We start from the raw sequence: 25,622 nt of genomic DNA on the forward strand, positions 1-25,622 counted from the left end.
TCTAAAAATAACTTGCAACTCTATTGTAACGCATTTTTTATTCCAATAAAAAGAGTGAGCATCTCTGCTCACTCTTACGAGTTATCAAAATACACTTTAAGTGTAACACAGAAAGGTATTATTTTCAAGATTACTTGAAAACTACCTAAAAGATGTTTTCAAATAAACTCAACTGATTTTCATCCGGTAAATCATCTAATACATGGTTGTCCGTGAGAAAGTCGATAATCGTTGCCGAAACTTTACCACGTTTTGCCAAGTCTTCTTTCGAGAGAAATTCTTGTTCTTCTCTTGCAGCTACGATTTGTTTAGCAACGTTTAAGCCTAGACCTGGCACGGCTGAAAATGGCGCGATCAAAGTATTATCTTCGATCAGCCAATCACTGGCATCAGATTTATTCAAATCGACCATCTTAAATTCAAAACCACGTTCCAACATTTCATTGGCTAATTCAAGCACTGTTAACAAGTTCTTTTCTTTAGCCGAAGCTTCATTCCCCTTATCATTGATCTCTTTCATTGCAGCTTTGACAGATTCTTTACCGTGTGCCATTGACACTAAATCAAAATCGTCAGCCCGCACTGAGAAATAAGCAGCGTAATAAACAAGCGGATAGTAAACCTTGAAATATGCGATCCGCAAGGCCATCAACACATAAGCAGCCGCGTGAGCTTTCGGGAACATGTACTTGATCTTCAAACATGCGCCAATATACCATTCAGGCACTTCAGCTTCGCGCATAGCAGCTTGCCATTCATCTGGGATCCCGCGTCCTTTACGCACATGTTCCATGATCTTAAAGGCTAAGTCAGACTCAACGCCCATGTGGATCAAGTCCATCATAATATCGTCACGACAACCAATAACTTCAGGCATCGTAACTGTTCCATTTTGGATCAATTCTTCCGCGTTACCTAACCACACATCAGTCCCGTGTGATAGACCTGAGATCTTTAATAATTCAGCAAAGGTTTTGGGATGGGTTTCTTCTAACATCCCCCGCACAAAACGCGTCCCAAACTCAGGGATCCCTAAAGTCCCGGTTTTTGATTGGATCTGTTCGGGTGTGACCCCTAAGATCTCAGTTCCAGAAAAGAGTTTCATCACGCCTGGATCATCGGTCGGGATCGATTTAGGTTCGATTCCCGAGAGATCTTGTAACATTCTGATCATCGTCGGATCATCATGCCCTAAACAGTCAAGTTTCAAAATATTATCGTGGATCGAGTGGAAATCAAAGTGAGTCGTTTTCCAAGCGGCACTCAAATCATCGGCTGGATATTGGATCGGCGTAAAGTCATAAATATCCATATAGTCAGGCACAACTAAGATTCCGGCTGGGTGTTGTCCAGTTGTCCGTTTAACACCGGTTGCACCTTTAGCCAACCGGTCAACTTCAGCCCCACGTAAATTTTGTTCAGTATCTCGCTCATAGGCTTTAACATAGCCATATGCTGTTTTATCAGCAACAGTACCGATCGTCCCTGCCCGAAACACATTATTTTCACCAAACAAAACTTTAGTATAATTATGCGCTACTGGTTGATAGTCACCAGAGAAGTTTAGATCGATATCTGGAACCTTATTTCCTTTAAACCCTAAGAAAGTTTCAAACGGAATATCTTGGCCATCTTTGACTAATTCAGTGTCACATTCAGGACATTTTTTATCAGGTAGATCATAGCCCGAACCATATTCACCTTTTTCATAAAAATGCGACCATTTACAGTTAGGACAGCGATAATGCGGTGGCAATGGATTGACCTCAGTGATTCCCGTTAACGTCGCCACTAGACTTGAGCCGACCGAACCACGCGAACCAACTAAGTAACCATCTTTATTGGATTTCGACACTAATTTTTGCGAAATTAAATAGATAACTGAGAAACCATTGCCGATAACCGATTTTAATTCCTTATCGACTCGTTTTTGAACGATCTCTGGTAGTGGGTCGCCATACCACTCATGCGCCTTATCAAGCGTTAGATTTTTGATATCATCTTCTGCTTCCGGCATTTTTGGCGTATAAAGCTTATCTTTGACAGGGGTAACTTCATCACACATTGCCACGATCTTGTTAGGATCAGTCACGACGATCTTTTTAGCCTTTTCATCACCTAGAAAGGCAAAATCTTCAAGCATTTCATCGGTCGTTCTAAAATGAGCATCCGGCAGATCACGTAATTTATTCAGCGGATTAGCCCCACCTTGGGAATGGATCAAGATCTTACGGTAGATCGCATCTTCTTTATTCATAAAATGCACATCCCCGGTTGCAGCGATCGGAATATCCAAATCTTCGGCTAGCTCGACCATATTAGTAATAATTTCTTCTAAATTCTTGTTGTTTTTGACTAATTCTTGTTCGATCAAAGGTGCATACAAAGCTTTAGGCTGAACTTCGAGATAATCGTAGTACTTAGCCTTTTGCTTAGCTTGTTCATAGCCTTTTTGCATCATGGCAGTAAATACTTCACCATCAGCACATGCCGAACCTACGAGCAAGCCTTCACGATATTTATCTAAGACCGAACGTGGAACGCGTGGCAGCCGATAAAAGTATTTGACCATTGATTCTGACGCGATCTTAAAAAGATTTTTCAAACCTGCTTGCGTTTTCGCTAAAATAACCGCATGAAACGGATGTTGGTGTTTATATGTTTCATTTTCGTCAGTATGTTGATTAAATTCATCGTGATACTTGATCTGAAATTTTTCTTCGGCATCTTTTAGCATTGCATAATAAATATAACCTGTAGCTTCAGCATCATAGATCGCACGGTGGTGATGTTCCAGACTAACATTTAATTTCTTCGCTAAAGTATTAAGACGAAAACCTTTCATCTCCGGATATAATAAACGCGCCATCGGCAAAGTATCTAACCAAGGTTCTTTTAATAAAGGCAAGCCATGTCTAGCATAACCGGTATTCATAAAGTCAACGTCAAAAGTCGCGTTATGCCCCACAACGATACAACCCTTGCAAAATTCTTGGAACATCTCAAAAACTTCTTTTTCCGATTTTGAGCCCCGAACCATATCATCGGTGATCGAAGTCAACTTGATCGTTGTTTGCGATAAAGGATGACCTGGATCGATAAATTGTTCAAAACGCTCAATCACAGCACCATCTTTCATCTTTACGGCGGCCAATTCGATAACTTTATCGTAACGCGCAGACAAACCAGTTGTTTCCGTATCAAAAATGACATAGGTTGCGTCTTTTAAATTCTCATGCTGTTCGTTATATGCGATCGGTTGAGCATCATCCACAACGTTAGCTTCGACCCCATATAAGATCTTGACCTTATTTTTTTGGCCCGCACTGTGGGCTTCGGGAAATGCTTGCAAAGTACTATGATCAGTGATTGCAATTGCTTTTTGGCCCCACTCAGCGGCTTGTTTAACATAATCACCGATGCTATTTGTCGCATCCATCATGCTCATATTGGAATGAACGTGTAATTCCACCCGCTTTTCATCTTCTGGCGCCGTATCTTTTCGCCCTTCATGAGCAACTTCGGTAATATCATAGGCATTAAGTGCCAAATCGCGCATGTACGTATCTTCTTGAACGCTCCCACGGATCTTGACCCATTTGCCAACTGCCAAAGCATCAAACATTGCTTCGTCTTCTTCATTACGGGAGAATTTCTTAACGACCATGGATGAAGAATAGTCAGTCACTTTTAAAATTAAAAGTTTTCTCTCTGAGCGTAAGGTACGTACTTCTTTATCAAAAATATATCCTTGCACAACAACAGAACGCTCTTCTTCATTGATCGTACTCATCTGCCTAATTTCAGAGTCATCGGCTATTTTTTTACCTAACTGCACCGGACCATCAACTGTAACAGGTTCCTTTTCTTTTTGTTGGCGTTTCTCATTTTGTTTTTGAATAGCTTCAACGGCTTTTTGAGCCAACTGTGCATCGGATTGAGCCTTTTTTTCTTTGATTTCTTCAATTTTTTCTTGCGATTTAGTTTCATCGATCAAAGTGTTGATCGTAAATTTTGGAAAACCGTAGCGCTGGTAAGTACTTTCGATCGGACCAAGTGCCTGGGTGGTCAAAAATTGTTTGATGATCTCATTTTCAGCCAACAACATCACGCGCTTACCATCAAGATAAGGAACTTTTCCTTGGCATAATTCTTTTACTAAAGAAGAATTAAGTCCACAGTGAGAAACCACATAAGTCCAATAATCGCCTAAGTTTTTATCACTTAATTGTGGTTCTTGTACAGTCAACGTTATCTCAGTTTGGGCAATTGCACTAAACGCGGTCTTTAACGCATGTTCAAAACGTAGAAAAGTTGTAAACGGCAAAACTTGCTTTAAGCCGATATAAAAATTCCAACGGCCTGACTCGGTATGCACTTCAACCTTATTGATCGTAGCATCGGCAAACAAACCTTCTTCTTCCGGTAGATCTTGCCATTTGATCTGCTCAAGTAAACGCAAAAATAATTCATGCTTATCTTCCACGGTTGAGGACTCCTTTCCTTTCATTAAAGAAATAAAAGGACTGGTGAAATCGCTTCTGCCAGTCCAATTATCTATTTTTTCATTCCAAAATTAATCTTCTTTGAGTAAAATTTTGATTGAATTCAATAATTCATCGGCCTTAACTTCAAGTGTTTCACCGGTACGACGTAACTTGATTTCAACAATACCTTCATCAGCCTTTTTACCGACTGTGATACGTGCAGGTAACCCGATCAAGTCAGCATCAGCAAATTTCACACCTGGGCGTTCTTTACGATCATCAACTAAGACCTTATAGCCTGCGCCTTCAAGTAATTCAGTCACTTGTTGGGCTAATTCAACTTGGTCAGCCTTCTTAACATTAACTGGCACAACATGAATATCAAATGGCGCAATCGAACGAGGCCAAATGATCCCGTTTTCGTCACTATTTTGTTCAACGATCGCAGACAACAAACGAGAAACACCAATACCATAACTACCCATGATGATCGGTACTTCACGTCCGTTTTCATCTAAGACTGTAGCACCTAAGCTTTCAGAGTAGCGCGTACCTAATTTGAAAATGTGTCCAATTTCGATTCCACGAGTAAACTTAAGAACACCTTCGCCATCAGGAGAAAGGTCGCCTTCTTTAACTGTCCGTAAGTCAACGAATTCATCAACACGATAATCACGGTCAAGATTTGCGTTAATGTAGTGATGCCCATTTTCATTTGCACCAACACTTGCATTGACCATACCATCAACATCAAGGTCAGCTAAGATTTTCACATCTTCACTGATACCCACAGGGCCAAGTGAACCAAAATCTGCCCCTAGATATTTAACGGCTTCTTCATCTTCAGCCGGACGCAAGAAATCGCAATTCAAGTAGTTTTTCAACTTAACTTCATTTAACTCATCATTGCCTCGCATTAAGACTACTACAGGTTCTTCGTCTGCGATAAAGACCAATGTTTTGATCATTTCTTCTGGATCAACTTGTAAGAACTCTGCTACTTCATCGATCGTCTTAGCTCCTGGTGTTGCAACCTTTTCGAGTTCTTTTGCACTTTCATGTGACTTCTTGTTGATCCGCAAATTCTTAGCCATTTCTAAGTTAGCTGCATAATCACTCGAATCGGAATAAACAACTGTATCTTCACCGACCGGAGCAATCGCCATGAATTCTTTGGAGTCTTTACCACCCATCGCACCGGAATCGGCAATGATACCTCTAAAGTCAAGTCCAACACGTTCAAAAATTTGTTGGTAGGCTTTATCCATATCACGGTATGTCTTATCTAAACTTTCCATATTTGTGTGGAAAGAATAATCATCTAACATCAAGAATTCGCGTCCCCGTAAAAGTCCAAAACGTGGACGACTTTCATCACGATATTTCATTTGGATTTGATATAAAGTTAACGGTAACTTCTTATAAGTTTTGATCGCATCCTTAATGATTTTCGTAAATGTTTCTTCATGAGTTGGTCCCAAAATAAAATCGCGTTCATGGCGATCTTTTAACTTAAATAAGTTAGCGCCATATGTGCTATAGCGTCCAGATTCTTCCCAAAGTTCGGCAGGTAAGATCCCGGGAACTAACATTTCGATCGCATCGATCTTATCCATTTCATCGCGAATAATCGCTTCGATATTATTTAAAACGCGATAAGCAAGTGGCAAATAAGCATAAACCCCTGCTGTTACTTGTTTGATGTAACCCGCTCTTAACATCAATTGATGACTAAGCGCTTCGGCATCACTTGGAACTTCTTTTAATGTTGGGATCAACATTTTAGATTGTTTCATCGTCAGTCAAACTCCTCTTAATTAATTATCGTTAATGAAAAAAATAGCGTTGGATATCATTCCAGGTAACTAGGACCATTAGAATCATTAAAAAGGCAAAACCGATCATTGTGATAATCACTTCTTTTTCTGGATCAAGTGGTTTTCTGCGAATCGCTTCGATCACATTTAAAAGTAATTTACCACCATCTAAAGCCGGAATTGGTAAAAGATTAATGATACCTAAGTTAACAGAAAGTAGCGCTGTTAAAGTTACTACACTCACTAGCCCATTTTTAGCCGCTTGTGAAGTAAAGGAAAACATCGCAACTGGTCCACCTAAGTCATTTAGACTAAAGCCATGTAGCATCGAGACTAGTGCTTGACCGATCTGTTTTACTACTGACCACGTCTGCGTAAAGCCATAGGTAATGATCCCACTAACTGAACTGTCATAATTCACCTTAGCAATTATACCAATCTGGCTTACCTTTTGTCCATTTACAGTTTTTTGAACTGGTGTTACCGTAATTTTTTGTTCTTTACCATGACGTTCGATCGTTAAAGTCAACTTTTTGTTGCCAGCAGTACTGATTTTTTCAGTTACCGCTGTCCAATCCGACGTTTTTTCGCCATCAACCGCAACGATCTTATCGCCAGCTTTGATACCAGCTTTTTGGGCGGCTGAATTTGTTTGGACCTGTGCGATCGTATTAGTCGTGTTAGGAACGCCACCTTGTAAGAAGGCAACTAGCATAAATGCCACGATTGCTAATAAAAAGTTATTTAAAGCACCGGCAAAATTGGTCATCATCCGCTTAGGTAACGAAGCTGCTTGAAAACGCACATCTCGTGGTGCGATCTGTAATTCAACACCATCTTGGCCGATGATCAAAGCATCATGATCCACTTTAAAGCGTTTGATTTGCTCTTCATCACCATTTTCGTAGCCTTCGATCCACAATTCGTCAACAATGTCCCAATCAGTAACCTCAACGGGAATACCTTCAACTAGGGTGATTTTTTGACTAGTATTTATTTTTTTTACGATCCCTTGTTCATCGGTGATCAAGCTGACTGGCATTCCTTTTTTTAATTCCTCAGTGTCGTCTTCAAGACCAGCCATACTAACATAGCCCCCGATCGGTAAGATCCGCCATGTATAAGCTGTCCCATTTTTACGATAAGAAAAAACCTTTGGCCCCATCCCGATCGCAAATTCACGTACTAAAATTCCTGATTTTTTTGCAAAATAGTAATGCCCAAACTCGTGAACAAACACTAAAATACCAAAGACAATAATAAATGTGATGATAGTCGTTATCATAATGCTATCCCTTCCTTATCTTAGAAATGTAGTGTTAGATCAAGCTGGCAAAATGCATCAATGGTAATACGAAGAGCAAGGAATCAAAGCGGTCTAAGATCCCACCATGTCCAGGTAAAATTTTACCTGAATCTTTCACTCCGTAATAACGTTTTAAAGCTGATTCGATCAAATCGCCTAATTGACCACCAACTGAAAATACTAACGTCAAGAGCAACATTCTTGTGAAATCATAAGGAAAACTCGTTGGGAATTGGGCTTGAACAAAGTAAAGATAGATCCCTACAATGACTACAGCACTAAGTGTCCCACCGATCGAGCCTTCCCAAGTCTTATTAGGACTAACGTGTGGCGCTAATTTGTGTTTCCCTAATTTACGTCCGATCAAATATGCTCCACTATCGGTGATCCAAACGATCAAAAGCGCATAAAGCATCATCCATAAACTTTCAGCACGAGCTAAGATCATGAATCTAAAGCCTAAACCAGCATACAAGGCGCCTAAAACTAAGACCCCAGCGTCATCAAAAGAAAAGCGATTCTTTGAAAATACGGTGTATACCAACATCGCTAAGGCAAAAAAGTAAAAACTTCCACCCAAATTACCTTGCGTCAAAAAGCCTTCAAAAAAGACCGGCACCAGTACAGCAAGCATCATCAAAAAGGCTAAAATAGCTTCTACTGAGACAAGTAGCTTCTTTTTCATGATCAAGAATTCAGACATCGCTACTAGACCTAATGCAGTGATCAAAATATCAAACGGCAAACCGCCGAGATAAAGGAGCGGTAAAAAGACTAATAAAGCCACCACCGCTGTTATTACGCGTTGTTTCATATTTTTTCTAGCTACAATAAATTGTAGCATTCCTTTCGTAAATTTATTATTAACTACCCTAAAGCTTCTCAAAAGCTCTCCAGCATTAAACTTAACTGACTCCTTGTACTGAGTCATCATAAAATAATCTTAATACTATTGGATGACATTCACAAATGAGAATTACTCAGACAGATCTTTTTTATTTAATCCCCCAAAGCGGCGATCACGTTGTTGGAAAATGCTAATATTTTCCTTAAGATCAGCAGCTGAGAAATCTGGCCACAACACATCCGTGAAAACTAATTCACTATATGCGATCTGCCATAATAAAAAGTTTGAGATCCGCTCTTCACCACTTGTTCTGATCAACAACTCTGGATCATTGTATGGTTTCACACTATTTGTCATCAAAGCTTGCGAAATCGTATCTTCCGTGATTTCGTTTGATGTTAAGTTTCCCGCTTCGATCTCACTTGCAATTGCTTGAACTGCCGTTGTCAATTCAGCCCGACTACCATAATTCAAAGCAAAATTCAAAATCATGCCAGTGTTATTTTTAGTCTGTTCAATGGCATCATCTACCGCTTTTTTAGTTTTTTCAGGCAAGCGCTCAGCATAGCCCATCACATTGACTCTGACATTATTTTCAATCAATTCAGGCACAAAAGTATTAAAAAATTTTACTGGTAGATCCATTAAGAAACCAACTTCATCGTTAGGTCGCTTCCAATTTTCTGTTGAAAAAGCGTACAATGTTAAAACTTTTACCCCTAAATCGCTAGCAACTTTAGTAATGGTTTTAACAGTTTCCATGCCTTGTTTATGTCCGGCTACACGCGGTAGTCCTCTTTTTTTGGCCCAGCGACCATTACCATCCATAATAATCGCAATATGTGTTGGGATCCTATTTGGATCAAGTGTTAAATCTTCTTTAGTCGATTTATTATCTTTATTAAATAAGTTAGCAAACATATATCCACCCCTACTAAAAGAATAACGGGACAATATGCGCCGATTCAGTAAGTGACTGTTTCGACGAGCCCTTGCCCCGTTATTATCAGCAAAATAAAGATTCTACCTAGCCAGCAAGAACTTCTTTTTCCTTCTCTGCTGTAATATTTTCAATATTTTTGATCGAATTATCTGTTACCTTTTGAGCAACATCTTCTAAATCACGCAATTCATCTTCAGTTAAATCGCCATTTTTTTGTGCTTTTTTCAAAGCATCCATCATTTCACGACGAACATTTCTAACAGCAACTTTACCTTTTTCAGAAATCGCCTTAACTTTTTTAGCCAATTCTTTACGACGTTCTTCCGTCAATTGTGGCACAACTAAGCGAATCGCAGAACCGTCATTGATCGGCGAAATTCCTAAATCAGAAGCTAAAATTGCATGTTCGATATCTTTTAAAGAAGACTTATCGTATGGTGTGATAAGCAAAACACGTGCTTCAGGAATCCCAATTTGAGCCATTTGGTTCAATGGTGTTGGTACCCCATAATATTCAACGTTGATCCGGTTAAGTAAGCTAGCATTAGCTACACCTGCTCGAATCGTACCCAATTCACGTTGTAAAGCTTCTTCAGCTTTAGTCATCTTTTCTTGATGTTGTAAAATTGTCGGATTTGTAATTTTCATCAGTTTTACTTCCCTTCAACAGTTGTTCCGATAACTTCACCTTGAACAACTTTTTTAATATTGCCGCGTTCATTCATGTTAAAGACTACCAATGGGATGTTGTTATCCATCGACAATGATGATGCTGTTGTGTCCATAACTTGTAATCCCTTATTGATAATTTCCATATGAGTTAAAGTATCATATTTAACAGCATTCTTATCCTTACGTGGATCAGCTGAGTAAACCCCATCTACACCATTTTTAGCCATTAAAATGACATCAGCATTGATTTCAGATGCACGTAATGCAGATGTAGTATCGGTTGAGAAGTAAGGAGATCCTGTTCCCGCAGCAAAAATCACGATGCGGCCTTTTTCTAAATGACGCATTGCCTTACGACGGATATATGGTTCAGCAACTTGACGCATTTCAATTGCAGTTTGAACTCTAGTTGGAACGCCGATCGATTCTAAGTTATCTTGTAATGCCAAGGCGTTCATAACTGTTCCAAGCATTCCAATGTAATCTGCTTGTGCGCGTTCCATCCCCATTTGTGCACCTGCTTCACCGCGCCACATATTACCACCGCCAACAACGATCGCAATTTCAACGCCCAAATCATGCACTTCTTTAATTTCTTCGGCAACCTTTCGGATCTCTGGTGGGTTGATCCCTTGACCAGCATCACCAGCCAAAGCCTCCCCACTTAATTTCATCACAACTCGTTTATATTTAATGTCAGACATCAGTTGATCCTCCTAAAACAATTTTGCAGAAATTCGTTTGTATTTGTAACGAAAGCCGTTTGAATAAATCATATCATTCTAACGGCTACTTTGCCAACATTTTTTAAGAATTATCGCTTAGATCTAAATATTATGGTTAGTGCTCAATTTATCTTTTTGCTATAATGTGTTTAGTTGTTAATCTCGGGGGGATAAATTATGAATAGATCTCGGGCTTCCCGAAAAAAAGGGCTCCCAAATAATTTTTATGTATTATTGACCATTGTTTTGGTTTTGGTAAGTATTTTAGGTTACCGCACTTATAAATATTTTGGACAATTGAGTATCCAAACTAATTACGCCGTATTAAAAAAAGGACCTGGCGTTGAATACAAACAAGTTGCTCAAATCAATAAAAACCAGCGAGTAACTGTTTTAAAAACAAAATATCATTGGATGTACGTTGAAACCGATGACAATAAGCGCGGATGGATCGCCGATTGGATGATCAATAGTAGTTATTCTTTACCGATCACAGATCTTTCAAACGCAACGATCGTCATTGATCCGGGGCATGGTGGTTACGATTCGGGCGCAACCTCTAACACAGGAAACAAGCTTGAAAAAACTTATACTTTGGCATACGCAAAACAATTAGCCAAAAAATTAGAAAAAAATAATACTAAAGTTTATCTGACTAGAACTAAAGACACTTATGTCAGTTTAAGTAAACGCCCTGCTTTGGCTGATCAAGTCCACGCCGACGTCTTTATCAGTATTCACTTTGATTCATCGCCAACGACCAATACGGCTTCTGGTTTTACAACCTATTATTACCACAAAAATTCGTTGAAACTAGCACAAGCGATCAATGGGCAATTTAATGCAATCGGCTTGGAAAACCGCGGGGTCGAAGTCGGAAACTTCTTAGTTATCCGCGACATTAAAGAACCAGCAGTCTTACTCGAAATGGGATATATCAATTCCGACCGTGATTTTGATCAAATCACTTCTAAAACCTATCGGACAACGGTTGTAAATGACATTTACGCTGGTCTGAAAAAATATTTTTCTTCACAAAAAAGTTCATCATAAATAAAAGCCAAGTGAATCATTGTAAAATTACGATTCGCTTGGCTTTTTTGTTTTTCGCATGTAAATTTTTTTCAGGCAAACAAATAGACCATGATAAGATGTCCTCTTACCACGGTCTGTTGCGAAGTTAGTAGTTTTTAAACAGTCTTTTACTTGTGTAATGATCATAATCTTGAATATTTTTAGCTACTTTCGATAAATTTTCACTGAAATTTTCTGTTTTAGAACGATATACTTTAGCCTGTTGGTAATTTTTTCTCCTTGCCCACCATTCCATAGATTTTCCTTTGTATATGGCGCAATCATTAAGCTAACATCCTCAAAAGATAAATGCTTTCTAATTGCATAAGCACCATTTATTATTTCCTTTGCAAGACTTGCAACCTCATCTTCAAATTCTTGCTGAGTATTTTTCAAAATAACTTCGTATTCTTTACCTATACTTTTAGCTTTATCAGCCACCGCTTGTGCTAATTCTTCACGCAACTCAATTTTTTCACTTCCACTCGCGATTATAAGCTTTTTCTTCAAATTTGTGACTCTCTCTTGCCACTGACTAGCAAGCTTTGCTTCACTGATAATCGCTTGATATTCCTGTTGAAATTTCGCATATAACTCCCCATCACTCATCAAAAGTGTTAATAAATTCCCTGAAGAAACCTTCTCTCCAGTATTTTTTGCAACTAAGCCTAAATATTTATCGATCATATGCGAAACATTAATTCCTGCTAAAAAAATATAACTGTGTTCCTTTAAATTAGCTTCTTTTAACGTACCATCAGCATTAATCTGATACTGTCCAAAGTCATGGCTTGAGCCATATCTTTCATCAAAATCAAAAGTTGACGTGAATGATTTAGGCAGTAAATAATGAACTTTACCAATCTCATCAACGCCTTTTTTATTTCGATTTAACATTGAAACGATATCAAAAGCATTGATATAATACTCGATTTTTCCTTGTTCCACTAGGGTTTGAATATTTAATTGTGCCTGTCTAGACATTTTATCGATACTTTCACGAGCATCTGGTCCTTGAAACAAAACGACTTTATCAATTTTAGCAATATCTTTTTTAGGTAAATTAGCTACTGCTTGAATCGAAACCATGGTTCCTAATGAGTGTCCCGTGATAGACATTGTTGCGTTGGGAGCTTTAGTGCGAAGCTCACTTATCTTTTCATGCATCGCCTTAGTAGCAAGTTTCGCTTGAGGAATATATGCATTGAACAATGTAAAAGAGCTATTATTTTCAACCCAATCATTTGTTTTTAATTTATCTAATTGAAGATAGCTTTTACTCATGTCATTTCCATGAGCATCCTTGGCATTTGGAAATTTAAATAGTACCGAATTGTTGCTTTCTTTTGATTTTTTAGTCATTTCAGTAGACAGATCTGCGAAGTTATATATTTCGCCGAACATATTTCTTCTATTAGGATAAGAACTTTGAGATAAGGTAGCGTAGATGTTAGAAAAATTGTCCAAGTTAGTCATTAGTCGTTTCCTCTATATCTTTATCAAAGTTATTCGTTGCTAGTTCATTTATTTTAGTGGGATTTTCTATGTCATCTGGAATTATGATAATTTTTCCTCCATTAATTTTTTCATCATTACTATTGTATAAATTTATGTTCATGGAATATAGTTTCTTTGTAAAAGCTCCGCTACTACTAACTTCAAAAGACGTCCAATCATATTTGATATATGATATTTTACTCTTAGGATTTTTATTTTTAACATACTCCGTCATTTTATCGGTATTTTTTTCAAGAATGTTACTTGCTTTTCCCTTTGGGCCTCGTTCCTTAGTTCAATCACCTTTTTCGTCCCCCATACACCAACTATCGTTAATAATATGACCACTATAATAAATTTATTTTTTCCGTTCAATTACTTCCATCCCTGTCTTCGTAAAATCAAACTCTCTAAGCTGAACCCTAAATACTACTCAAATCATTAATAATTTTTGTAGAGAATATTACTTTACTCATACATGAAATATATTCTATCTCTAAAATTTCTTCTGATTTCTTTTTCAATACCTTTATATCAGTACCCGTATTCAAAAAGAATGCTAGCATTACTTTTAATATTTTTCAATCCATTTTTTAATTTTAGTAATAAAAACTTATTTCGGTCATAAAAAATCTGTGAACTCGTGCTTTTAAACACACTAATTCACAGCTGACAATAAATTATATATTCCTAATAGTTAATTCTAATGTTTAGATATAAAACTATATGCTCTTTAAAAAATTTCAATTTTATTCACGCATAAAAATTTTCGCTATAAATTTCTATTACACGTTCTTGATTTATACTTAAAAATAAAAGCCAAGAGAATCTCCATAAAATGTACAGTCCTCTTGTTTTTTTAGTTTTTCCATGTAGACTTTCGGTGCAAACAAAATAAACCATGATAATGTACCTACCATGGTCTATTGCGAAGTCATACAAAACTACATAGCTCTAAAACACATAATATTGCGTTTATCTACCCGATTTAGTTTTGGAGTCATACAAAACTACATAGCTCTAAAACATTCACAACGCTTTTCATCCCTGAAACTGCGTTTTGGAGTCATACAAAACTACATAGCTCTAAAACACATAGCTCTAAAACCTCAAATTGGTTTAAGAGGTTTCGTAATCACGCTACTAATCCTAGCAAGACTTCAGTTTTTTATGACTCCTCTGCTATTTTCTAGCAATTTTTCTAGTTAGTCTTCTATTAAATATGACCCTACATTGAGAAAAAACAATAACTTCTTCTTACACAGATACTGGAAAATTTACAACTAACATTAGTTGATTTTCTTTCACTGGCGAAAAAACGTCAAAAGCTAACTTTTAGCTCACTCTCAGCATTATAATTATACAATATTTTGGATACTAAGAAAGCATCTAAATGTATGTCAGAGACGTTCAATTTATTTCAACCATAGCTTTACTACTAAATCTATCATCCAAATAATCACCCCAAGTACTAAAGCGATTACAGCAATCCTATAATAATTCTTTTCTTTATCACTCATATTAAAATTTGAGATGGTAAATTGGCAGGAATCCCCACTGTACTTCATATTTTTTTATTTCAGAAAAATGTTTAAACAACATTTTTGATCTTATTTCAATCATTCAATTTTAGCTTAAACATCTTCTTTTACCACCATTCTATTCTCCTTACACTTAATATAACACTACTTTCTCATAACATAGTCAATAATTTTGTACAAAATCCTGATTTATCTTATTACGAGGTTTTATAGTTATATCAACAGTAACAATAAATTTACCTTTTAAATTTCCTTATTTCTACCATAAAAAAGGCTGTGGGCTCGAACTATTAACAATAATTCACAATTTATCGATTTCATATTTTTGATATTTAAGCACTTAATTCAGGCATAAAACTGTAATCTTTTAAGGAACCTTATCTAAATAATATCTATTTTGCTAATAAAATTTCAAGAATTGACAACTATCAAAATAACAACTTTGATGTACAAAACGTAGTCAATTACGTAGTCAAAAAGACATCAGCCTAATTTTTGCACAAAATAAAAAACGCCCTAACCCTTGCTATACAAGAGATTAAGACGTTTTTATAATTACTGATTATTCAGCAACTGGATAAACACTAACTTGTTTTTTGTCGCGGCCTTTGCGTTCAAATTTAACAACGCCTGCAACTTTAGCAAACAACGTGTTATCGCCACCCATACCAACGTTAACACCTGGGTAGATACGTGTACCACGTTGACGGTATAAGATAGCACCACCATTAACTGTTTGACCATCAGCACTCTTAGCACCTAAACGCTTAGAACGTGAGTCACGACCGTTAGAAGTGGAACCACCACCCTTTTTATGAGCGAAGTATTGTAAGTTCATTAACATAGTTCGTGCACCTCCTTATGCCTTATTTATTTTCAATCTTATATATTCTGGATAACTCTCCTCAATATCACTTAACCCTAATGCTAGAGTTTCAAGCAATAATTGAGTTTTAGGATCTTTTTGATCCTGATTCGACAAAGTAAGTTCTAAATAACCACCATTTGCCGAATCTTCTTTCAAGTCAAATTGCGCTTGCGCCAATTTCTCTAATGCATTAACCGTATTAATAGACAACACTGAAACTGCCGCACAGACGATATCTTGACCTTCTTCACTAAAACCGGCATGACCAGTTAATTTAAAACCAGAAATAACCTCATCATGCTGGTTGATTTGCGCATGGATCATCTAACATCCACCTCCGCATGATTATGCGTTGATTGCGTCGATAACAACCTTTGTATATGGTTGACGATGACCTTGCTTTGTGTGTTGGTGTTTCTTAGGCTTGTACTTGAAAGTAACAACTTTCTTAGCACGACCTTGCTTTTCAACAGTACCTTCAACTGTAGCACCTTCAACGAATGGTGTACCGATAACTGTATTGTCGCCACCTACTAAAACAACTTTATCAAAAGTTACTTTTTCACCAGCTTCAGCAGCTAATTTTTCAACGTAGATCGTTTGACCTGCTTCTACTTTAAGTTGCTTACCGCCTGTTTGGATAATTGCGTACATCTATGTGCACCTCCTTGTAATTTACTTAGACTCGCCGTAATGTAGTGGCTCATAGTGAGCGCTTAAACTTAAAACGTGCGGTTGCAGTTGTGGCATGCACAAATACAACGCTAATATAATATCAAACTTTAATGTTGTCGTCAATAGAAATAATATTACAATTTTTTTAAATAGAAACTATGTAGCTCTAAAACGCACGAATAGTATTTAAAATACATACTTTTGGGTTTTGGAGTCATACAAAACTACATAGCTCTAAAACGGGACGTTTGATTTAATGCTATTGCCAAAGGTTTTGGAGTCATACAAAACTACATAGCTCTAAAACTATCTAGGAATGGACTATGTGCCAGGAAAAGTTTTGGAGTCATACAAAACTACATAGCTCTAAAACTCAAACGCAAAAATTTTCTTCAAATTTATAACAAATTGGTTTCGTAATCACGCTACTAATCCTAGCAAGACTTCAGTTTCTATGACTCCTCAGATATTCTCCAACGATTTAAATAATAATCATTATCTAAAATATATTGAGGAAAATTATATAATTTTCTCGGTTCAAGAAACAAAGCAGTTACACTACTCAGTTCGACATATTCCAATAATTTTTCAAATTGTATTTCGGTCAAATATGACCCTACATTGATAAAAACTAATAGTTTCTTTTTACTCAAATACTGAAAAATGCGCACTATCTCGTAACATTTTTCATAAATAGATGCACAAGACGTTTCAACTTTGACTCCCATCGCTTTGATCAATTCCAATAAAGTGATCTCATCATACTCGAGATTTAGTTCATTTTCCAAACATTCACCTGAAATAATATTAGCAATCTCACTAGCCAATACTTCTAGTTTGGCTTTCAAGTCTTGCTTTTCATTGAACAGTTTTTCTAAATCAGAATATATCAACTTTAAATTACTAGGAGTATTGATATTATAACTCAAAACATCCGGGATTAACATCAACTGACTTTCTTTTACTGGTGAAAAATCATCAAAAACTAATTTTAAGTTACCCTCTACATTATAATTATATAATACTTTAGCGATATTACTGAAAACTTCCGGTTCTTCAAGTGCTAAAATCAAAGTTTTATCAAATTCCAATGGTTCATCTAATAATGGAAAATTTAATTTCATATCTCTTCACCTAAAAATACTACTCGTTTATCAGTATTAGCAACAGAAGGATCACTTGTTCCACTAAGATAGACCATTTTAGAAAATTGCTTTTCAGTGACAGTCAAAGCAGTAATTTTCCCAGCTGGTGGCTTATTTTTTGTTAAGCGATCCAATAATAATTTTTTAGCAGAATTATTGAGCAATAATTTACTGTAAACAGAATATTGATGCATCAAGAACCCCTCAGCTAAAAGAAATCTTCGAAAATGACGATAATTTTTTCGATCTTCAACTGTCTCTGTGGGAAGATCAAACATTAATAACATTCGCATGTATCTATACCCCATACTTAAATTCCGGGACCTCCTCACTTTTTTTATTTAAGGCTTGGATCACCCTACGCGTATATTCTTCAATAATATTTGTTAGAAACATCTCTTTACCATTGAAATGGTACGTTTCAGTAAAGATTTGTAATAAACACCGTTTTAAAGATTTAAACTCAAGTTCTTTATTTTGATAGACAATATCATCGATCAGTGGTCTAAATGGTTCCATAAGGTCACTTGCTAAATTGAATTGATTAAACTGATTAACATGCTTTAGTCCTAGTTGTGTTAAACAACCATTTTTTACGATCGCTCTAGCTACCATACTCAACAGTAGCGTGTAACCGTAATCTAAACTAGCATTTATTTGGTTTTTGATATCACGATTGAACCCTTTTCCAAATAGTGTATTAAAATAAACTTTAGCTGCATGCCCTTCACGATTTGTTTCATCAAAAATGGTTAGGTCAGCACAATAATCTAATAGTTTTTGCGAACTCTGCTTAAATTCATGCTTATTCAAGCAAATACTTTGATTGATCATTTTTTGTGCGATTATCCTCGTCCAGATGACCTGCTTGTTTTCTTTTTCCCACATGATCTGCTTGTCGATCTGTAAACTTGAATCATGTTTACCATAAAAAGGTGTTACTTGCGCGATCGGAAGTCTTTTATCATCACAAAAGATCACTAACACATTTTCATCTACTAATCGTTTCATCAACATCGTACTCAGTAAGATATCTGTTGTTTCTAGGATCAAAATATCGATCTCTGATAAGTGGATCATTTCTGTTTCAGATGGTGTTCGGTAAACTAAATGATTATTTTGATATGACAATTTTGAATGTTTATTTACAATAACCGTACGCCATCCCATCAGATCGCCCCCAAATCGATCCGAGTCTCATATAAACCTGTTTTAGATTGATAGATCAATGTTCCATCTAATAGATCACCCGCTGAATTATAACGTTTACGTGGAATTTTAGTATCAAAGAAAGTAAAGTCACTTGCAGCACCATCAGCTGTATACTTTAGCAATTCAATAAAATTCTTCCCTAGTACTTCTACCGAAGAATCTTTATTATTCTCATAAATATTCTTGATTTTTTCAGAATTTTTAGGGGCAACAACATATTTATCAGCAAAATCCATAATATATGTGAACAATTCTGCAAATTCAGCACGATGCTTGTTTAGTTCTTCTTTTCTCTGCTTAGACTGACTCCAATACAATAATCTAACTAGATGCTTTGGTAAAATAAGTTCATTTGCCTTTTGAAATTCGTTACTGGAAGCTAAATATCTTCTCAGCCCATTATTATTTTCCAATAAACTAAACTTAGGTAATAGCAAACTATGTTCAGAAACATTATAATATCCACGTTTAGCTAAATACTCAGTAGGATCGGCCAAATATTGCGCACTTTCAATAATTGGAATTTTTACCAATGTTTTTACACTTTTTGTTTTTCCACGTTTATTGAGCATATCAGCTCGAAATAGTAAGGAATATCCTTCATTTGCTCGCTGGTAGCCACCATACTTTACTGGATCTAGACCATTTTTACGGGGAAACAACTTTTGTGAGGCAGATTTTTTAGCTACCGTTTCGTCGTAAAAGGATCCTGTTTGGCGCTCAACTTTTCGAACCTTATTGACCTGAGCTTGATATACGTTTTTCTTGATCGTTGCTAGATCACGTTCTTTAGTATCCCAATATTGTGCGGACTCTTCTTTTAATAGCTGTAAAATATTGGTGTATAAATTATTTTTGGCAGTAGCCTTACCAAGGCCCTTGAACTTCGTCTTTCGATATTTACCGTAAACAAATTCTGGTTCTAATTCAGGGAAACTAGTCATAAGTAAAGTGGCAAGAACTGCATTAAGATAAGCATCATGTGCATGATGCAAATTATTGATCTCTCTTACTTTATATAATTCAAAATCTTTTCTGAATTGTGAAGTTAATTGTGCTTTTAAAGTTACGATCGCTACTTTATCTTCATTTTTTTCTTCATTAAAGCGACTATTTAAAATTTGCGCAACATACTTCGTGATCTGACGGGTTTCTACTAATTGGCGTTTAACAAATGTTTCTTTTAATTTTTCTGTCATGCCACCATGCAGACTCCGACGGAGATTACGATATTTCTTTTCTGAGATCGCCCCAACTTTTAAAAGACTACGCCAAAACGCGCCCATTTTCTTAGCTATCTCTACGCTCGGAAGTCCATTGGTTTTACGGCTATTTTCGATTTTAGCAGTTAAGACCTTATTTTCGATCGAATCATCTTTTAAGAAACTTTGAGGAATAATATGATCAACTTCATACTGACTGAGATTATCAAGATCTAATGGTGCTCCAGTATACATATCACGCCCATTTTGTAGGCAATAAAGATATACTTTCTCATCACTTAGCTCTTCATTACTTGGAAGATCTTTAGGTAATTCATTTAATTTCAATTTATTTAAATTTTTGATAATTTCCTTAATTCGTGCTTCTCTTCGCGTTGTCCCATGGGTCTTTTGTGTTTCACGTGCCATTTCAACTACGATCTTTTTAGGATTACCGCCCATGACTTTAACTAATTCATCTACGATCTCGATACTTTGTAAGATCCCTTTTTTGATCGCTGGACTACCAGGTAGTTCTTGAATTACTTCAGTCAAACTCCCCTCTTCTTTGATCACTTGTGAATCCTCAATAATTTTTTTAAATGAATAATTATCATTACTGATCAATTGCATAAAGTTTTGATTGTAGTCTTCGTTCATCAAAAAATCTAAGATCGTCTGATGTGTTTTTTTATCATAGATCCCATCGATCAATTTAGCTGATAAGCGTCCCCAACCAGTATATTTACGCTTACTCAAAGCTCCGATCTCTTTTTCATTCAAAAAATCGTCGTATTTTCTTAATCGTGACTTGATCAGCTTTCGATCCTCAAAAATGGTTAAAGTTTTTATGATTTCTTCCCAACGAGCTTGGTTACTCTCACTGGCTATTTTTTCAGTCTTAAAGCCCATCTTTGACAGATCATGATATGTGCCAAAAGAAGCATTGAATTTACCGTTATCAATTCCTTTTATCGCAACAACTCGCTCTGAAGGCATTAAAGTTTTTAACAGGTCTAAAACCTTTTTCTCCTTAACAGTCCGCTCTTGTTTAAAGAGTTCAAAAATACTTTGTTTAGTTTGCGCATCTAAAAATTTCATTTCACCATTGTCAGTAATATAACGAATTCCCGCTAATTCATTAAAAATACTAAACTTTTCATATAACATACTATGTTTAGGTAAAACCTTTTCTTCAGGTAAATATAGATCATTAAGTGTCATTCGCTCAATAAATCTCTCGGCAGAGCTCTCTAGATCAACGACGTTTTCAAAGTTAAATGGAGTGATCTTCTCTTTTCCTACTCGTTTTAGCCAAGCAAATCTACTATTACCACGTGCTAACGGTCCGACATAATATGGAATTCTAAAAGTTAAGATCTTAGCGATCTTCTCTTTATTTTCTAGTAAAAATGGATAGTACTTACCTTGATTTTCGATGATCGCCAACAACTCTTTTAACTGAATCTGATGTGGGATCACACCATTATCAAAGGTACGTTGCTTTCTTAAGTAGTTTCCAACATCAATTTGGGCTAAGACCGATGCAGCCTGAGGAATATTTTTTAGTATTTTTTTGGTATGTGTATAAAATTTTTCCTCATTTGTTTTACCTTCAATATACCCAGCATAACCATCTTCTTTTGAGTTTCCAAAGAAGTCCGGGTACTTTTCAGGTAAATACGTTTTGAACAATTGCTTTAGTTCTTTTAAATCTTTTTGATGATCCTTAAAACGTTCGATCATCGATTGTGAAAATATTGTTTTAGTAGCAACAGAATTTTTTGTGTTTAAGATATTGGCTAAGATAGCAGTATCATAAACTTTTTTAGCAGCTACAAAAACATCTAAATATCTATCATCACTTTTAGCAAGTAAATCATTTAATTCATCTTCGTATGAGTCAGTTCCAAACGATAATTTTTGATCTTCTGTTAAATTAAACACTTTCTTAAAATTAACAGTATTACCTACCATCATTTTTAAAAATTGATGAGCTACTTGATTTTTCTTGACTCCACTAACTTTAACTAATTCTTCCGCCTTTTTAGTTTTTGAAAGAGTTTTATCTTTGAAGATCGCTTCAACTTCTATCTCTTGAAGGACTTCTGTATCGAATAATTCATTGAAAGATCTACAAAAATCTGCATAAACTTTATCGATATCAGTATCACTTAGCTCAATCTCTCCTTCGATCAAAAAATTTCCGCGATACTTGATAATATGTGCTAATGCCAAATAAATCAAGCGTAGATCCGCCTTTTCATCCTTATTAGCCAAAGCACTACGTAAATGATAGATAGTCTTGTATGTCTTATGGTACAGCAACTCTTCTTCACGATCACCAAAAATAGGATAAGCTGAAAATTCCTTATCTTCTGTAACTAGAGAACTTTCGGCCAAACGATGCAAAAAGTTGGCATCAACTTTGGCAAGTTCTGGTCCTAAAATTTCTTGAAGATAGCGCAATCGATTTCTTCGTCGAGTATAACGTCGACGCGTTCCACGCTTCAAACGAGTAGTTGCTGCTGTTTCACCCGCATCAAACAATAAAACACCCATTAAATTTTTCTTGATCGTTTTTTTATCTGTGTTCCCCAAAACTTTCATTTTCTTAGCTGGAACTTTGTAATTATCATTGATAACCGCATAACCTACCGAATTAGTCCCAATATCTAAACCTATCGTATAATTTTTTTGAAGCATTTATTTCCCATCCTTTTTCTTTTATGTTATACTACTTACGTGGAGTCATACAAAGCCACATAGCAAGTTAAAATAAGGTTTTATCCGTAATCAATCATGGGCGCTGTTTCGGCGCCTATTTTTTATCCTCATATTTCTCAATGCCTATTTTCTTTTATTTTACTATGTTTAAGCATATTTTTCCTAATAATATTACTTTATCATAATAAATAGCTAAAAAATAACTAGTAATGTAAAAAAGATCACTCGGATCTGCCAAACTTTACTGCCAGTATGCGATTATGCAACCTCTCAAAGTTAGTTAAATAAGCATAACGATACGCAACTATAAATTACGTAAATCTCACTCACCAAATATAATCTCATTTCAAACAAAAAGCCCCCTGCTCATGTACTTGATCACTTACAGGGAACTTATTATACAAAGTTATTTAACTATTTTACTTCTTCATCGGTCTTTAAAACAGCCATGAAAGCATCTTGGGGTACTACAACTCGACCCACGGCTTTCATCCGTTTCTTACCACGTTTTTGCTTGTCTAATAATTTAGCCCGCCGATCAGGGTCACCAGTGTGGATCCGGGCTGTAACATCTTTGCGATACGCTTTGATATTAGTCCGCGAAATAATTTTAGCCCCGATCGCAGCTTGGATCGGGATCTCAAAGTTTTGGCGTGGAATGATCGTCTTTAGCTTATCAGTTATGACCCGGGCACGTTGTTGAGCAAATTGACGATGCGAGATAAAACTCAAAGCATCGACTTTATCACCATTAAGCAAGATATCGATCTTAACGAGATCGCTTGGACGTGTTCCATCTAATTCATAATCAAGCGAAGCATACCCTCGAGTACTTGATTTCAATTTATCAAAGAAATCAAAAATAATTTCTGAAAGTGGCATTTCGTAAACGACATTGACTCGATAATCATCTAAGTAATCCATCGTAACAAAATTACCACGCTTTGCTTGACACAATTCCATTACGGCACCTACGTAATCACTTGGTACCATGATCTCAGCTTTAACGTATGGTTCGTTGATTTGCTTAATCGTTGGTACGTCAGGCATTTCAGACGGATTAGAAACATTGACATGCGAACCATCGGTTAACTCGACATCATAAGTTACAGAAGGTGCAGTAGTGATCAATTCCATCCCAAATTCACGTTCCAAACGTTCTTGTACCACATCCATGTGTAAAAGTCCTAAGAAACCACACCTAAAACCAAAGCCTAGCGCTTGTGATGTTTCAGGCTCAAATTCAAGTGCTGCATCGTTTAGCTTCAATTTTTCGAGCGCTTCACGTAAATCATTGTACTTGGCATTATCAGTTGGATAAAGCCCAGAATAAACCATCGGGCTCATTTCACGGTATCCGTCTAATGCTTTTTGGGTAGGATTATCGGCATGGGTGAGCGTATCACCAACACGAGTATCTTGAATATCTTTGATACTTGCTGTTAAATACCCAACGTCTCCTGCCATCAAGAAATCACGTTTGATCGGTTTAGGCGAGTTTACCCCGACTTCAACAACTTCATATTCCGCCCCACTATTCATTAAGCGGATCTTATCTCCTGGTTTGACCGTACCATCATAAACTCGAATACTCAAGACAACACCACGATAGTCATCATAAACCGAATCAAAGATCAAAGCTTTTAAAGGAGCCTTTAAATCACCACTTGGAGCGGGAACATTTTGCACGATTTGTTCAAGCATTTCTTCGATCCCGATCCCTTTTTTAGCTGATGCTAAGACTGCTTCAGAGGCATCTAAACCAATCACATCTTCGATCTCTTGGCGAACTCGTTCTGGTTCTGCTGAAGGTAGATCGATCTTATTGATAACTGGTACGATCTCTAAATCATCGTCTAAAGCTAAGTAAACATTAGCCAATGTTTGAGCTTCGATCCCTTGAGCTGCATCAACCACGAGCACAGCACCCTCACAAGCTGCCAATGAACGTGAAACTTCATAAGAAAAATCGACATGTCCTGGGGTATCGATCAAATGAAAAATATATGTTTCTCCGTCTTTAGCATGGTAATGCAGTTCGACCGCATTTAATTTGATCGTGATCCCACGTTCACGTTCAAGATCCATTGAATCGAGCAATTGGTCTTGCATTTCGCGCTTAGAGACCGTATCTGTCAACTCTAAGATGCGATCAGCCAGAGTTGATTTCCCATGGTCAATATGGGCTACGATCGAAAAATTTCGAATGTGTTTTTGTCGCTCCGACATTTTTTCAAAATCCATTTAGCTCTTCCTACTTTCTTCTCAAATACTTTCTAACTAACAATTATAGCGTGTTTCCTAACTAATCGTCAATTTGTCCAAAACACTTAAAACATTTTAATAAAATATAAAACGTTTCAAGGAACTATCCTAAAAAGTTACCTTAAAACGTTTTAATTTATCATTTACTTTTGAGACACCGTTCACTTCGTTGCCAAGCGTTCACAATACTCTTCGATCTCAGTTTCCGTCAAATTCAATTCCACTAGACCAAATTTAATGAAGATTCGCCAAGCATGGACAAAGTAATCACTACGTCGCTCAAAATAACTTTTCATCAACTGCTGTTGCAAAATCAAATAGATTTTACTAAAAGATTTAGTTTGCCATTTTTGTTTAAACTGTTTGAGTTCTTCTGGCGATAATAACAATAGATAGGTCCATTTCTTTTCATTAGCCACGCCTAAAAAAGCTAATAAAGCACGACAATAAGCAGCTAACTTGGAATCTGAATCTGTCTTTTCAGCTAATATTGCAAGAGCGACACTTAAATCACCATACAAACTTGCTTCTTTTTCTTGTTCTGATACTCCTAGTGGCTTAAAAACATACGCTTTAGGTAAATTACGCTGTAAACGTGCTAAATTATTTACATCCATTG

General features: G+C 36.5%; 18 protein-coding genes, 1 pseudogene and 1 other annotated feature. Of the genes and pseudogenes, 1 reads left to right on the plus strand and 18 read right to left on the minus strand.

Features of this window, described 5'->3' with window-relative positions:
* Positions 1-145 precede the first annotated feature (145 nt).
* The 7 genes from FC32_RS08970 to pyrH all read right to left on the minus strand — a co-directional run bounded on the left by FC32_RS08970 (position 146) and on the right by pyrH (position 10,776).
* Positions 146-4,486 (minus strand): PolC-type DNA polymerase III, encoded by a 4,341-nt coding sequence (locus FC32_RS08970; protein WP_420835865.1) that lies wholly within the window; start codon positions 4,484-4,486, stop codon positions 146-148.
* Between the two features lie 90 nt (positions 4,487-4,576).
* Positions 4,577-6,283: a proline--tRNA ligase gene (locus FC32_RS08975; protein WP_025087512.1), complete on the minus strand. Its 1,707-nt coding sequence runs from the start codon at positions 6,281-6,283 to the stop codon at positions 4,577-4,579.
* A 31-nt stretch (positions 6,284-6,314) separates the two neighbouring features.
* Positions 6,315-7,589: an RIP metalloprotease RseP gene (gene rseP / locus FC32_RS08980; protein ID WP_025087513.1), complete on the minus strand. Its 1,275-nt coding sequence runs from the start codon at positions 7,587-7,589 to the stop codon at positions 6,315-6,317.
* Positions 7,590-7,623: 34 nt separating this feature from the next.
* Positions 7,624-8,424: a phosphatidate cytidylyltransferase gene (locus FC32_RS08985; protein WP_056957404.1), complete on the minus strand. Its 801-nt coding sequence runs from the start codon at positions 8,422-8,424 to the stop codon at positions 7,624-7,626.
* 162 nt (positions 8,425-8,586) lie between these two features.
* The gene (locus FC32_RS08990) at positions 8,587-9,378 is read right to left on the minus strand and encodes an isoprenyl transferase (protein WP_025087514.1); all 792 of its coding nucleotides are present in this window, start codon (positions 9,376-9,378) and stop codon (positions 8,587-8,589) included.
* A gap of 106 nt (positions 9,379-9,484) precedes the next feature.
* Positions 9,485-10,048, minus strand: coding sequence for a ribosome recycling factor (gene frr, locus FC32_RS08995; RefSeq protein ID WP_025087515.1), 564 nt, complete (start codon positions 10,046-10,048; stop codon positions 9,485-9,487).
* A gap of 5 nt (positions 10,049-10,053) precedes the next feature.
* The gene (gene pyrH, locus FC32_RS09000) at positions 10,054-10,776 is read right to left on the minus strand and encodes a UMP kinase (RefSeq protein WP_025087516.1); all 723 of its coding nucleotides are present in this window, start codon (positions 10,774-10,776) and stop codon (positions 10,054-10,056) included.
* A 198-nt stretch (positions 10,777-10,974) separates the two neighbouring features.
* Here pyrH and FC32_RS09005 point away from each other — a divergent pair, with 198 nt between their 5' ends.
* Positions 10,975-11,850 carry an N-acetylmuramoyl-L-alanine amidase family protein gene (locus tag FC32_RS09005; RefSeq protein WP_025087517.1) on the plus strand — a complete coding sequence of 292 codons (876 nt, stop codon included), beginning with the start codon at positions 10,975-10,977 and terminating at the stop codon, positions 11,848-11,850.
* Positions 11,851-11,977: 127 nt separating this feature from the next.
* Here FC32_RS09005 and FC32_RS09010 read toward each other — a convergent pair.
* The 11 genes and pseudogenes from FC32_RS09010 to FC32_RS09060 form a co-directional block, all read right to left on the minus strand.
* A pseudogene (locus FC32_RS09010) lies at positions 11,978-13,347 on the minus strand (cutinase family protein).
* Positions 13,340-13,603: a hypothetical protein gene (locus FC32_RS09015; RefSeq protein ID WP_051533662.1), complete on the minus strand. Its 264-nt coding sequence runs from the start codon at positions 13,601-13,603 to the stop codon at positions 13,340-13,342. The pseudogene FC32_RS09010 and the gene FC32_RS09015 overlap by 8 nt, the downstream one beginning before the upstream one ends.
* A gap of 1,868 nt (positions 13,604-15,471) precedes the next feature.
* Positions 15,472-15,753, minus strand: coding sequence for a 50S ribosomal protein L27 (rpmA, locus tag FC32_RS09020; RefSeq protein ID WP_004048016.1), 282 nt, complete (start codon positions 15,751-15,753; stop codon positions 15,472-15,474).
* A 15-nt stretch (positions 15,754-15,768) separates the two neighbouring features.
* Entirely contained in the window at positions 15,769-16,101 is a 333-nt protein-coding gene (locus FC32_RS09025; RefSeq protein ID WP_025087518.1) for a ribosomal-processing cysteine protease Prp, read from the minus strand.
* Between the two features lie 21 nt (positions 16,102-16,122).
* Positions 16,123-16,431 carry a 50S ribosomal protein L21 gene (gene rplU / locus FC32_RS09030; RefSeq protein WP_025087519.1) on the minus strand — a complete coding sequence of 103 codons (309 nt, stop codon included), beginning with the start codon at positions 16,429-16,431 and terminating at the stop codon, positions 16,123-16,125.
* A gap of 17 nt (positions 16,432-16,448) precedes the next feature.
* Positions 16,449-16,524: a sequence feature (ribosomal protein L21 leader region), on the minus strand.
* A 380-nt stretch (positions 16,525-16,904) separates the two neighbouring features.
* Positions 16,905-17,576: a type II-A CRISPR-associated protein Csn2 gene (csn2, locus tag FC32_RS09035; RefSeq protein ID WP_025088079.1), complete on the minus strand. Its 672-nt coding sequence runs from the start codon at positions 17,574-17,576 to the stop codon at positions 16,905-16,907.
* Positions 17,573-17,905, minus strand: a complete 333-nt coding sequence (gene cas2 / locus FC32_RS09040) for a CRISPR-associated endonuclease Cas2 (protein ID WP_025088080.1) — start codon at positions 17,903-17,905, stop codon at positions 17,573-17,575. The genes csn2 and cas2 overlap by 4 nt, the downstream gene beginning before the upstream one ends.
* Positions 17,895-18,770, minus strand: a complete 876-nt coding sequence (gene cas1 / locus FC32_RS09045; protein WP_025088081.1) for a type II CRISPR-associated endonuclease Cas1 — start codon at positions 18,768-18,770, stop codon at positions 17,895-17,897. The genes cas2 and cas1 overlap by 11 nt, the downstream gene beginning before the upstream one ends.
* Complete coding sequence (cas9, locus tag FC32_RS09050; RefSeq protein WP_025088082.1) at positions 18,767-22,717, minus strand: type II CRISPR RNA-guided endonuclease Cas9; 3,951 nt, start codon at positions 22,715-22,717, stop codon at positions 18,767-18,769. Before cas9 ends, cas1 begins: the two co-directional genes overlap by 4 nt.
* Before the next feature lie 435 nt (positions 22,718-23,152).
* A complete protein-coding gene (gene lepA / locus FC32_RS09055; protein ID WP_056957405.1) occupies positions 23,153-24,982 on the minus strand; it encodes a translation elongation factor 4 in 1,830 nt (609 codons plus the stop codon).
* A 182-nt stretch (positions 24,983-25,164) separates the two neighbouring features.
* Positions 25,165-25,620: a hypothetical protein gene (locus tag FC32_RS09060; RefSeq protein WP_056957406.1), complete on the minus strand. Its 456-nt coding sequence runs from the start codon at positions 25,618-25,620 to the stop codon at positions 25,165-25,167.
* Positions 25,621-25,622: the final 2 nt, after the last annotated feature.

It is taken from the genome of Ligilactobacillus apodemi DSM 16634 = JCM 16172, assembly GCF_001434405.1.
GTDB classification, from domain to species: Bacteria; Bacillota; Bacilli; order Lactobacillales; family Lactobacillaceae; genus Ligilactobacillus; species Ligilactobacillus apodemi.

What these genes read in the sequence shown, in the direction of transcription:
- FC32_RS08975 (WP_025087512.1), bottom strand. Translation starts at nt 6,283, where the DNA reads ATGAAACAATCTAAAATGTTGATCCCAACATTAAAAGAAGTTCCAAGT.
- rseP (WP_025087513.1), bottom strand. Translation starts at nt 7,589, where the DNA reads ATGATAACGACTATCATCACATTTATTATTGTCTTTGGTATTTTAGTG.
- FC32_RS08985 (WP_056957404.1), bottom strand. Translation starts at nt 8,424, where the DNA reads ATGAAACAACGCGTAATAACAGCGGTGGTGGCTTTATTAGTCTTTTTA.
- FC32_RS08990 (WP_025087514.1), bottom strand. Translation starts at nt 9,378, where the DNA reads ATGTTTGCTAACTTATTTAATAAAGATAATAAATCGACTAAAGAAGAT.
- frr (WP_025087515.1), bottom strand. Translation starts at nt 10,048, where the DNA reads ATGAAAATTACAAATCCGACAATTTTACAACATCAAGAAAAGATGACT.
- pyrH (WP_025087516.1), bottom strand. Translation starts at nt 10,776, where the DNA reads ATGTCTGACATTAAATATAAACGAGTTGTGATGAAATTAAGTGGGGAG.
- FC32_RS09005 (WP_025087517.1), top strand. Translation starts at nt 10,975, where the DNA reads ATGAATAGATCTCGGGCTTCCCGAAAAAAAGGGCTCCCAAATAATTTT.
- FC32_RS09015 (WP_051533662.1), bottom strand. Translation starts at nt 13,603, where the DNA reads ATGACGGAGTATGTTAAAAATAAAAATCCTAAGAGTAAAATATCATAT.
- rpmA (WP_004048016.1), bottom strand. Translation starts at nt 15,753, where the DNA reads ATGTTAATGAACTTACAATACTTCGCTCATAAAAAGGGTGGTGGTTCC.
- FC32_RS09025 (WP_025087518.1), bottom strand. Translation starts at nt 16,101, where the DNA reads ATGATCCATGCGCAAATCAACCAGCATGATGAGGTTATTTCTGGTTTT.
- rplU (WP_025087519.1), bottom strand. Translation starts at nt 16,431, where the DNA reads ATGTACGCAATTATCCAAACAGGCGGTAAGCAACTTAAAGTAGAAGCA.
- csn2 (WP_025088079.1), bottom strand. Translation starts at nt 17,576, where the DNA reads ATGAAATTAAATTTTCCATTATTAGATGAACCATTGGAATTTGATAAA.
- cas2 (WP_025088080.1), bottom strand. Translation starts at nt 17,905, where the DNA reads ATGGGGTATAGATACATGCGAATGTTATTAATGTTTGATCTTCCCACA.
- cas9 (WP_025088082.1), bottom strand. Translation starts at nt 22,717, where the DNA reads ATGCTTCAAAAAAATTATACGATAGGTTTAGATATTGGGACTAATTCG.
- lepA (WP_056957405.1), bottom strand. Translation starts at nt 24,982, where the DNA reads ATGGATTTTGAAAAAATGTCGGAGCGACAAAAACACATTCGAAATTTT.
- FC32_RS09060 (WP_056957406.1), bottom strand. Translation starts at nt 25,620, where the DNA reads ATGGATGTAAATAATTTAGCACGTTTACAGCGTAATTTACCTAAAGCG.